Origin of the sequence: Methanobrevibacter sp. (assembly GCF_045586545.1) — an archaeon.
GTDB lineage: Archaea > Methanobacteriota > Methanobacteria > Methanobacteriales > Methanobacteriaceae > Methanocatella.
In genome coordinates this window covers 1-10916 of record NZ_JAZNAN010000012.1, presented here as the reverse complement: position 1 = coordinate 10916, position 10916 = coordinate 1, and the positions used below count along the sequence as shown (strand labels likewise).

Below are 10916 nucleotides of genomic sequence, written 5' to 3'. Positions count from 1 at the left end.
TATATTTATAAATAAAATGAAATAAAAAATAATTAATTATGCAACTTGTAGCTGATGTTGGAGGAATACCTGGAAAAGATTGTAACGGATTTTGTAAATACTGTTACTTTAGAAAGGTAAAAGAAGTGAAGAGTTTTGGCTGTGCTCACTGTCTACCTAATAAAATCGGTTGTGAAAGATGCAGTAAAGGAGTTTCTGAAACCCAAGGGGCATTTAAGTCACCATTCCAAGTAATGAATGAAGTGCAAAACGCATTAATGATGAGCATGGGTCGAGGAGAGATAAGCGCATATATCAGTGGAGGAGGAGATATAAGCTGCTATCCTTATCTGGAAACCTTAACTGCAAATCTAAATCAATTTTCAATCCCGTCCATTTTAGGATACACCTGCGGAAAAGGAATAGACGATTCCCAGATAGCTTCCAAATTAATAAATAATGGCGTTGAAGAAGTATCGTTCACTATCTTTTCATCAGACCCAAAACTTAGAAAAGAATGGGTTAAGGATCCTAATCCTGAAGAAGCGCTTAAAGCCTGTAAAATATTTTGTGAAAACGTGAAACTTACTGGAGCTGCCGTAATTATTCCTGGCGTCAATGATGGAGATGTTCTTAGACAAACCTGCAATTCACTAGAGGAATGGGGTGCAAAAGGAATACTTTTGATGAGATTTGCAAACACATTTAACGAAGGATTGATTTTAGGAAATGAACCGATAATCAAAGGTATTGAATCCCAGCCGGTTGAAGACTTTGCAGAACTTGTAAAGCAGATTAACAGCGAATACAAATTCAGAGTGAGCGGCACTCCCTTGTGTGACCCAGAAACTGGCGGCCCATTTGCAATAGCTAAAGATGAAAATGAAATATTCCTACAATTTATTAAGCCGGTTACAGGCGAAGCCACTATAATTACATCAAAGATAGCTGAACCATTCATCTCAAAAATATTTGATAAATTGGAATGTGATAGTGTCAATGTCGTTGCGGTTGAAAAGGAAATAGCCTGTCTGATTACAAAAGAAGATTTGGAAAATCTTGATTTAAGTGAAATAAAACAAGCGGTTATAATACCTGGAAGGGCATTTGTGCATCAGCTTGATGCTGAGAGAATATTAAGTGCTGATGGCATTGAAAGAATTGTCGGTCGTGGCCCTGACACATTAAGTGTTGATGGAGAACTCAGTATTGATATGATTGATGAAAATGTTATTGAAAGAGAGCTAGAACAATTCAACGATTTAGTGGATGCTATTAATTTCTTTGGAATGAGAATTATTTAAAAAAAGAAAAAAGTTAGTTTGAATCCTCTACAAGAGAACTCTCACTATTTATTTTTACTAAAATGTAATCATACATAAATGATTTTTTGATTTCTGCAATTTCAGATAATTTTTTGCCATCAATAACCACATCAGCGATTGTATCGGCATATTTATCATAATCTAATTTTACACGCACACCATCAAGTTGAGAGGTTACTGGAGTAGGAGAAACTGCCTGTTCAATTTCTTTAACTTGATTTTCAATTGCATTTTTTACTACTATTGATGGAACTAAAGGTGGATCAAGAGCCATTTCACGTTTTCTATCTTTCAATATCTGTTCGATGGTTTCTACCAATTTATCAAGTGCGCGAATATCCGGTCCTCTTCTGAGTCTTCTTGGAATCCTACCAAGACCCCCAACATATGCGTCTGCACCCGGAAGTTCTTCAACGGGGATGTCCGGAGCGCCAGTCACAACCACCGGAATATCAATATCATCATATAAGAAAGCTTTTTCTTTAATGCAGTTTTCAAAGCTGCCTAAAGCAAAAATAACAATATCATGTTCCTCAATTAACTTTTTTTCATGTTCAGTAATTCCAGCAGTTCCTTTTCCATCTCCTCTTGCAAGCCCAATCATATTATCTTTTGCACCGAATTCCCTCAAATACTCAGAGATGTCACAAGCTGCATGAGGCAAATGGTGTCTTGCAAGAGTTGGTGAAACAATAGCTATTTCAGAACCGGCCATAGGAGCAACTGATAATTTAGCTAAAAGAGATTCTGATTTTTCTTCAATTTTATCAACATCTTCTATAGGAACGGCCATGTTTAATACCAATTCCATTTGTTGAATGCTGTCTAGAAGAATAAATCCTCCTAAATCCTCAATTAATTCTTTTATTTCTTCACTTTTGTGAACTCCACCAGTAAATGTTAATGTTTCATACATATTAACAACTCTCAAAAATGCAATTATATAATATATTAATTTTTAATTCCTATATTATATTAAATTTTCTAAAATGGCATATCTCACTTCGATTCGCTCAAATGGGTTTTTTGAAATATCTCCATGTGAAGGGATTTCAACCAGATTTTCGCTTTCTTCAACTTTATTTTTTAAATAATCCGGATAAACAACATAATCAAAGTTATCTGAATCAACATTAAATCCCATGTCCAAAACAATGTCTTTTAAAAATTCAGAGTATACTTTAACATCAATGTCTCTTTTGAAATCTGAATTCAAGTATTTTTTAGAAAGTTCATAACCCTCAAAAAATGCCAGTATATCCTCATCGCTTAATTGATTTTTGGCAATTTCGGAAACCTTTTTAATGCTTTCAAAAACCTGTGAAGGAGTATTGAGTTTGATAGGTAGCGAATCCATATCCACTTTACTCTCAGATAACAATATTGCAAAATCCCCATCTTCACTGGTCGGATGTTTGTTTACAGCATAATCTGAAATTCCAGCCAGCTTTACAATTTCTTCACACATAGGTGTTGTGACAATTTTCATAATAATATTATATAATAACATTGAATATAAATTAATTCATGAAGGTTACATTGAGTTTTGAGGAAAGCGAAAGTGATGATGTCTCCATAATGGTTGATGCATTAAGGGCTAGCAGCACAATTACATTAGCTTTGGACAATTTTAATAGAATCATCCCTTGTTTTACCCTTGAAGATGCTTTTGAATTGAAAAAAGAATTTGGAGGAATCGTTGCAGGAGAACGTGGGGGAAAGCAGATTGAAGGATGCGATATTGGAAACTCTCCAAGTGCTCTAAAGGACTATAAAACTAATGAAGAGCTCCTCATATTAACTACAACCAATGGAACAAGAATACTTGAAAACATGCAATCGACCGTCCTTGTTGGATCACTCATAAATGCAAAATCAGTTGCCCTAAGAAGTATTGAACTGGCTAATGACCATATTGATGTTGTGATGGCCGGCGTTAAAGGAGAGTTTGCAATTGAGGACTTTTTGGCCAGTGGAGAAATACTATATTGGATTTGTGAAAACTTAAAGGATTATGAATTAAGTGAATATGCCAAATCTGCGATTCTTGCAACTAGAGATTATGAACTAGTAAAAGAAGCATTTGTCAATTCAAGGACTGCAAAAAGATTAATCAAACTTAATTATAAAGATGATGTTGAGTTGTGTTGTTTGAAAAATATTAGCGACAATGTTGCAATATATGAAAATAATGAATTAACTTTATATATTCCGATTTCATAATATTAGATAGATAATTTACAAAGAAGTGTTTATTTAATGCAAAGAGAACTATTAACTATAATTGGTACCGCTCACGTATCTGAAGAAAGTGTCAATGAAGTAAAAGATGCCATCTATGAACAGCAACCTGATGTGGTTGCAATTGAACTCGATAGAGGACGATACATAAGACTAAAAAAAGAAATGGCGGGCATTGAAGAAGATGACACCATATCCGTTACCCAGATTATAAAAGAGAACAAAGTAGGACTTTTCGTTACCACCACCCTTCTGGGATATTTCCAATCAAAAATCGGAGCTGACGTTGATGTGAAACCCGGTTCTGAAATGGTTGGTGCAATTGAAGCGAGTGAAGACTTGGGAATCCCAATAGCTTTGATTGATAGGGACATAGGCACTACACTACAAAGGGCCTTAAATAAGATGGGATTTATTGAAAAAGCCAAATTCATGTATGGATTGCTTGCATCAGTTTTAGGATTCGGTGATGAAGAAGATGTTGATATTGAAGATTTAAAGAATCCTGAAAACCTTGATGAGTTAATGGAAATGTTTAAAGATGAAGCTCCAAGCGTCCATGAAGTTTTAGTTCATGAAAGAGATGCTTACCTTGCAGGAAAAATAATGCAAATTCCACAGGACCATGTTATTGCAGTAGTTGGAGCAGGACATAAACCCGGAATTGAGAATTATTTGAATAATCCTGAAACCTTGCCTAATTTAAGAGATTTGGAAGTCGTTGATGAAAAAAAAGGCATTCCCTGGGCAAAAATAATATTGGCCATGATTCCAATTTTGTTTGTTGTGATATTTTTTCTGGCATATTTTAATGGGATAAATATAACCTGGAATATCTACGAATTTATTGTTATTAGTATGATTATGGGTTTTATCGGATCCATTTTATCCGGTTCCAAGATACAATCCGCAATCGTTGGAGGAGTGGTTGCACCATTAACCATAATCCACCCATTGCTTGCTGCGGGCTGGTTTTCAGGTTTGACTGAAGCGAAATTCAGAAAAGTCAGACAAAGCGACGTTAAAAATATGGCCCATATTGAAAGTTTCAGAGACTTGTGGAACAATAACATATTTAGAATATTGCTGGTCGTTATTGGAACCAACTTAGGAGTCAGTATTGCTACTTTAGTTATTTTGCCATCAAAAGTTTTCATCCCATTATTCATGAAAATTTTTGGACTTTAGCAATTAATTTTAAATAATATATTGATAATATTATTATTACTATTAATTTTATATGGAAAAACTATCATGTATCTTATATTTCGTTGTGACTGTGGACGTGCATTGTATGCAAAAGAAGGCGTAGCCACTCGCAAATGTGTTTGCGGCAAAACTTTGAAAGTCAAATCCAGAAGAATCTTTCAAAAAGTAGCTACAAGAGAACAAGCATCCGAAGCAGTACAGGAAATGCAAGATAAGATATATGGAAATACTGGTTTTAAGAGGGCCAGTGAATTATAATTAGTTTTAATGGTTTGTTAGAAATGATTGGAACGACACTCGAAATAATTATTATATTAATTTTAATTATACTTACAGGATATTTGTCAATGGCAGAACTTGCTGTTGTATCCATTAGAAAAGCAAAAATGCAAAAATATATAGAAGAAGGAAATAAAAACGCACAAATTGTTTTTGATTTATTAGAAGACCCTAATGAATTTTTATCTACTGTTCAAATTGGAATTTCACTTATCGGTGTTTTAACAGGGGCTTTTGGTGGAGTAACATTGGCTGAACCCCTTTCCAAATATCTCTCATTCTTACCTTACAGTGAACCGATCAGTGTTGCAATAGTTGTTATCGTGACTACCTATTTAACATTGGTTGTTGGGGAGATTGTCCCTAAAGTCATTGCATTAAATGACCCCGAAAGAATTTCCCTTAAAGTGGCTAAAAGTATGGTGGTTCTTGAAAAAGTCTCCAAGCCAGTGAGTTTCATCCTTGCTAAATCCAGCAGTTTCCTTTTATGGTTATTGAGAATTGAAAATAAAGATGAGGATGTTGTTACTGAAGAAGAAATCGAATTGATGATTAAAGAAGGAAGAGAAGATGGAACTATTGAACAGGAAGAAGAGGACATTATCAAAAGGGTTTTCAAGCTTGATGATCAAAAAGTCGAAAGTATCATGACCCCACGTAATGAAATCATTTGGATTGACTTGGAAGACGATAGGGACATCAATAAAATAAAAATCATTGAAAGTAAAAGGTCTATTTTCCCAATAGCCAAAGGAGAATTGGATGATTTCATAGGAGTCGTGCAAGCAAAGGATATTCTATCAGCAATGTTCACCGACGAAGAATTTGATGTTTATAAAATTGTAAAAGAACCTTTAGTCGTATCTGAACATTTGGAAACATTGGAACTCCTAAAGGAATTTAAAGAAAACCAGGAATATGTCCATATGTCCCTTGTAGTTGACGAATTTGGAAGTGTTGAAGGTTTAATTACATTAAACGATTTACTTGAAGGTATTGTTGGGGATATCCCTGGAATTGATGAAGAAGATGAACCTCAAGCAATCCAAAGAGATGATGGAACATGGTTAATTGATGGAAGATATCCTATTGACAAATTTAAAAAACTATTCGACTTTAAAGATTCTTTACCTGATGAAGAAGAAGACAATTACACAACCTTAGCTGGATTCATATTAAGCATCAGCGGAACAATCCCTGATGAAGAAGACAAATACGAATGCGGAAGGTTTATATTTGAAATTATTGATATTGACGGACATCAAATTGACAAGATTCTTGTTACTGACTTAGGTCCTGAAGAACCTATGCCGGAGGAATAAAATGGATGCTGGAATAATAATACAAGTTGTTTTATTGCTTGTAGGGTTTGTATTTTTAATCAAAGGATCCGATTTTTTTGTAGATGGTGCAAGCAGCATTGCTTCAATATTAAAAATCCCTACTGTAATTGTCGGTTTAACTATTGTTGCATTTGGAACCAGCGCTCCTGAAGCTGCAGTTTCAATTACCTCTTCACTTACCGGAAGCAATGGAATGGCTGTGGGTAATGTAATCGGTAGTAATTTATTCAATATGCTGATGGTAATCGGTATTGCCGCATTACTTAGTAATCTGCTAATGGAAAAAGAGGTTTTAAATAGAGACTTGCCATTTCTTGTAGGAATAACCCTACTCTTTGCCGTATTCATATTTATTGGAGGAGACATTTCAAATATTGAAGGTATTATCCTTGTTTTAATTTTAATCGGATACATAGTATATTTGATTTACAACGAAAGAAAGGCGGGTTCCATGAACTATGTTGAGAAACCTAAATTAACTCTTCCAAAAAGTATTTTGTTTATTCTTGTTGGATTGGTAGGCATTGTTCTTGGTGGAGATTTGGTTGTTGACAGTGCTTCAGCAATAGCGATTGCACTCGGAATGAGTGAAACATTGGTAGGTTTGACCATTGTGGCAATTGGTACCTCTTTACCGGAACTTGTTACTTCAATTACTGCTTTAAAGAAAGGAGAAAATCAGCTAGTTATAGGAAATGTGATAGGCTCAAACATATTTAATATCCTATTTGTACTTGGTGCAAGTAGTGCAATCAGTAGAATACCTGTTGACTCCTCAATATTGGTGGATGTTGTATTCATGACATTAGTTACAATATTATGCTTCATATTTGGTAAAACACAAGACAAATATGATAAAAAAGAAGGAGTTATATTAATTGCATTATTTATTGGATATATGACCTTCGCAATTTTGAGAAATTAATTCTTTCAGTTCACAAGCCTTACAAATGCTTGATGAAGTCGGTTCACCGCAGACTTCACATTCATTAAGGTTTGTGGATATATCATTTTCAAATGTTAATGTTTTTTTAAAAGATTCCATCACATTACTTTTTACACCAGGATACCTGTCTTCACTAACATTTAAAAATTCCTTAATTTTAGCCCTTAAGGATAAATGGGAATAAGGGCATTCATCTAAATGGATATCAATATTATTCAAAACGGCCCACATTCCAACTTCCTTTTCAGGAGTATTCCATAATGGTTTAATCCTTGGAACCAATTTCGGATGGATTACATCGAGCTCGGGGCCGAATTTGGAAAATTTTATTGTATCTCCTCTTGCAAAACTCATTAGAAAGGATTGGATTTCATCATCAAGATTGTGTCCTGTTGCAATTTTTGCAGCCCCCAATTCATAAGCGGTTTTATTTAAAATATTTCTTCTGAAAACCCCGCATGGAATACAGGCACTTTTAAAATCCTTATAAATATCATCTAAAGTGAAACCTTCCTCATTCTTAAATGATTTTTGAACTAATTTTATGTCTAAATCATTGGCATTGTTAATGGCTGAATCAATTCCATGTTGCCTATATCCTTCAATACCTTCATCAACACTAATTGCAACCAAATCAAAGTCTAAAAATTCCTGATAATTTTTTAATGCATGAAGAGTTAATACGCTGTCTTTTCCGCCGGATAGAGCAACAGCTATCAATTCGCCTTCTTTAATTAGTTTATATTCGCTGATTAAACTATTGATTCTTGAAAAAATATGCTCATTAAATTCATCTTTATCTAATTTGACCATTACTAAATTGATTTATAGGAAGTTAAATAAATAATTTTACGGTGAAAAAATGATAACATGTGATTTTGCAATATTGCCTGTCGGAACTGAAACAACCGAATGTAAAGATTATGTAACTGCAGCCGTTCAGTCCATTAAGGATTCCGGGCTTAATTATCAGTTGACTGGAATGGGAACCCAAATAGAAGCGAACAATTTAGAAGAATTATATTCTGCAATAGCTACCGCTCAAGAAGCTATCTTTGAATTGGGCATAGGTAGAGTATACACAGTTATAAAAATAGATGATAGAAGAGACTTGGAAAACAGGACTTTAGATGCAAAAGTTGATACAGTTGAAAAAATGTTAAAATAAAAAAAGAAGTTAGAAATTAATCTAACTCATTAGAAGCTCTTTTAACAGCTTCAATAACTAAATCCAAATCTTCTTTTGTAAGTGAAGGGTGAACTGGAAGAGAAATAACATTGTCTGCTGCAAGTTCTGCATTTGGACAATCACCTTCAATTCCTAGAGCTTTATAAATTGGTTGATTGTATAACGGTATTGGATAGTGAATTCCAGTTCCTACGCCACATTCATTAATCATGTCTACCCAATCATCACGATCTCCTTTTTCAACTCTAATGGTGTATTGGTGATATACATGCTTTGAACCATCAGCACAATATGGAGTAACTACACCATCCACATCTTTTAATCCTTCATTTAAATAAGCAGCATTTTCTATTCTTTTATCATTAAATCCATCAATTTTATCTAATTGAGCAAGCCCGATTGCAGCTGAAATGTCTGTCATCCTAAAGTTAAAACCGACTTCATCATGGTGGTATCTGACGCTTGCACCATGAGCTCTGAACATTTTTGCCTTTTCAGCCAATTCTTCATCATTGGTTGTGATAATTCCACCTTCTGAAGTTGTCATGTTTTTAGTAGGATAAAAACTAAAACAGGACATGTCTCCTAAACTACCCACTTTTTCCCCATTGCAAGTAGCTCCATGAGCCTGTGCAGCATCTTCAATAACTATCAAACCATGTTTTTCAGCAATTTCATTGATTCTGTCCATATCGGCAGATTGCCCATATAACTGAACCGGTAAAATAGCTTGAGTATTTTCAGTAATCAATGGTTCAATTGATTCTGGGTCCATTGTATAAGTTTTTAAATCGATGTCTGCAAATACTGGTTTTGCACCGATGTATAAAACTGAATTTCCGCTTGCAATAAAAGTAAATGGAGTTGTAATTACCTCATCGCCTTCGCCAATTCCGCAGGAGAGTAATGCAACATGTAGTGCGGCTGTACCTGAGTTGACAGCAATACCATAATCTGCCCCAACCCATTCAGCAAATCTTTTCTCAAATTCCTCAACTTTTGGTCCTTGAGCAATCATCCCTGATTTCAGAACCTCAACTACATTTTCTATTTCTTCATCTCCAATTATTGGTTTAGCAATAGGAACTTTAATATCTGACATTTCATCACCAATTAGATTAATTTCTTATACTAATATTTAAATCTAATAATATTTAAAACATTACTTAGTAAATAATAAGAATTAAGAGTGAGACCTAATGGACGAATATAAAATTAAAAGTATTGAAGAAGGATTAACAAAAATCGAATTTCCGGAATTCGACAAAGTTTCATCAGACGCACCCGTTTTTTACAACCCCCACATGGAACTGAATAGGGATTTATCCATTCTTGCAATCCAAGTATTCCAAAAGGAACAGGATAGGGAAATAGACATCTGTGATTTGTTTGGGGGCAGCGGAATTCGTGGCATCCGTTATAAAAATGAAATCGATGGTGTTGGAGAAGTTTCAATAAATGATATAAGTGAAGTTGCAAACCATTATGAAAGACACAACATTGAATTGAACAGTTTAAATGATATTGAAGTTTACCAACATGACGCCAGTATGTTTTTAAGGATGAAACGTGGCGAATTTGATGTAATTGATATTGATCCTTTTGGAACTCCTTCCCCATTTCTTGACTCAGCTGGTTATTGTGCCCATAGAAACTCACTTTTATGCGTTACCGCAACCGATACTTCAGCACTATGCGGAACATACCAGGAACCATGCATCCGCAAATATAATGCAAAACCATACAAAAGTGAATATTGCCATGAGACAGGAATTAGAATTTTGGCCGGTTTTGTAGCGCTGAGTCTTGCAAAATATGCAAAATGCATTGAAGTAAAAATGTCACACAGTACTGAACATTATATGAGATTATATTTAGAAATTAAAAAAGGTTCAAAAAGAACCGATGAATCTTTAAAAAATATTGGTTACATCAGTCATTGTAAAAACTGCCTGCATAGGCAAACCAGCAATGGCTTGGCAAGCCCAATTACAGATATATGTCCTGTTTGTGGTGAAAAGTTGGTTCATGCCGGACCATTATGGTTAGGAAACATCCAAAATAAAGATTTTATTCAAAAAATGATTGATGAAGCGGAATTTAAAAAGATTAATAGTGAAAAAGAAGCATTGAAGTTATTGAACAAATGTCTTGTTGAGGCTGATGCTCCCGCCACATTCTTTGATGTCCATGCAATATGCAAATCTTTAAAGATTAGTGCACCAAAATTCGACTTGATTTTAGAAGAACTTGAAAAAGAAGGATTTGTTGCAATAAAAACCCATTATAATCCATTAGGAATTAAAACTGACGCCAATATTGAAGATATCCAAAATATTCTTCTAAAATTTAATGAAAATGAATAATCAATATTGACAAAAAATCTATTTTTCAAATTAAATATG

Annotated in this window: 12 protein-coding genes; 8 read left to right on the top strand and 4 right to left on the bottom strand. The window is 34.3% G+C overall.

The window, feature by feature from the left end; translation table 11 throughout:
* The first annotated feature begins 38 nt into the window (after positions 1-38).
* Positions 39-1283: a methyl coenzyme M reductase-arginine methyltransferase Mmp10 gene (gene mmp10, locus ACKI3D_RS01070; protein ID WP_407391509.1), complete on the top strand. Its 1245-nt coding sequence runs from the start codon at positions 39-41 to the stop codon at positions 1281-1283.
* Between the two features lie 13 nt (positions 1284-1296).
* Here the strand turns inward: mmp10 and ACKI3D_RS01065 are convergent, their stop codons facing one another.
* The gene (locus ACKI3D_RS01065) at positions 1297-2220 is read right to left on the bottom strand and encodes a methanogenesis marker 7 protein (RefSeq protein ID WP_407391507.1); all 924 of its coding nucleotides are present in this window, start codon (positions 2218-2220) and stop codon (positions 1297-1299) included.
* 54 nt (positions 2221-2274) lie between these two features.
* Positions 2275-2793, bottom strand: coding sequence for a hypothetical protein (locus tag ACKI3D_RS01060; RefSeq protein ID WP_407391505.1), 519 nt, complete (start codon positions 2791-2793; stop codon positions 2275-2277).
* 38 nt (positions 2794-2831) lie between these two features.
* Here ACKI3D_RS01060 and comB point away from each other — a divergent pair, with 38 nt between their 5' ends.
* From comB to ACKI3D_RS01035, 5 genes are all read left to right on the top strand, one after another.
* Positions 2832-3527 (top strand): 2-phosphosulfolactate phosphatase, encoded by a 696-nt coding sequence (gene comB, locus ACKI3D_RS01055; protein WP_407391503.1) that lies wholly within the window; start codon positions 2832-2834, stop codon positions 3525-3527.
* 36 nt (positions 3528-3563) lie between these two features.
* Complete coding sequence (locus ACKI3D_RS01050; protein ID WP_407391501.1) at positions 3564-4733, top strand: TraB/GumN family protein; 1170 nt, start codon at positions 3564-3566, stop codon at positions 4731-4733.
* A gap of 66 nt (positions 4734-4799) precedes the next feature.
* Positions 4800-5012: a DUF1922 domain-containing protein gene (locus ACKI3D_RS01045; protein WP_407391499.1), complete on the top strand. Its 213-nt coding sequence runs from the start codon at positions 4800-4802 to the stop codon at positions 5010-5012.
* Positions 5013-5035: 23 nt separating this feature from the next.
* Positions 5036-6355, top strand: coding sequence for a hemolysin family protein (locus ACKI3D_RS01040; RefSeq protein ID WP_407391497.1), 1320 nt, complete (start codon positions 5036-5038; stop codon positions 6353-6355).
* A gap of 1 nt (position 6356) precedes the next feature.
* On the top strand, positions 6357-7301 hold the full coding sequence (locus ACKI3D_RS01035) for a calcium/sodium antiporter (protein WP_407391495.1): 945 nt from the start codon (positions 6357-6359) through the stop codon (positions 7299-7301).
* Here ACKI3D_RS01035 and ACKI3D_RS01030 read toward each other — a convergent pair.
* Positions 7260-8135 carry a TIGR00269 family protein gene (locus ACKI3D_RS01030; protein ID WP_407391493.1) on the bottom strand — a complete coding sequence of 292 codons (876 nt, stop codon included), beginning with the start codon at positions 8133-8135 and terminating at the stop codon, positions 7260-7262. The two genes, ACKI3D_RS01035 and ACKI3D_RS01030, sit on opposite strands and share 42 nt — an antisense overlap.
* A 49-nt stretch (positions 8136-8184) precedes the next feature.
* Here ACKI3D_RS01030 and ACKI3D_RS01025 point away from each other — a divergent pair, with 49 nt between their 5' ends.
* Positions 8185-8490, top strand: a complete 306-nt coding sequence (locus ACKI3D_RS01025; protein WP_407391491.1) for an MTH1187 family thiamine-binding protein — start codon at positions 8185-8187, stop codon at positions 8488-8490.
* A gap of 16 nt (positions 8491-8506) precedes the next feature.
* Here the strand turns inward: ACKI3D_RS01025 and ACKI3D_RS01020 are convergent, their stop codons facing one another.
* Entirely contained in the window at positions 8507-9613 is a 1107-nt protein-coding gene (locus ACKI3D_RS01020) for a DegT/DnrJ/EryC1/StrS family aminotransferase (protein WP_407391489.1), read from the bottom strand.
* Positions 9614-9710: 97 nt separating this feature from the next.
* On the opposite strand from ACKI3D_RS01020, the gene ACKI3D_RS01015 reads away from it, so the two are divergent.
* Complete coding sequence (locus ACKI3D_RS01015) at positions 9711-10877, top strand: tRNA (guanine(10)-N(2))-dimethyltransferase (protein WP_407391487.1); 1167 nt, start codon at positions 9711-9713, stop codon at positions 10875-10877.
* The last annotated feature ends 39 nt before the right edge of the window (positions 10878-10916 follow it).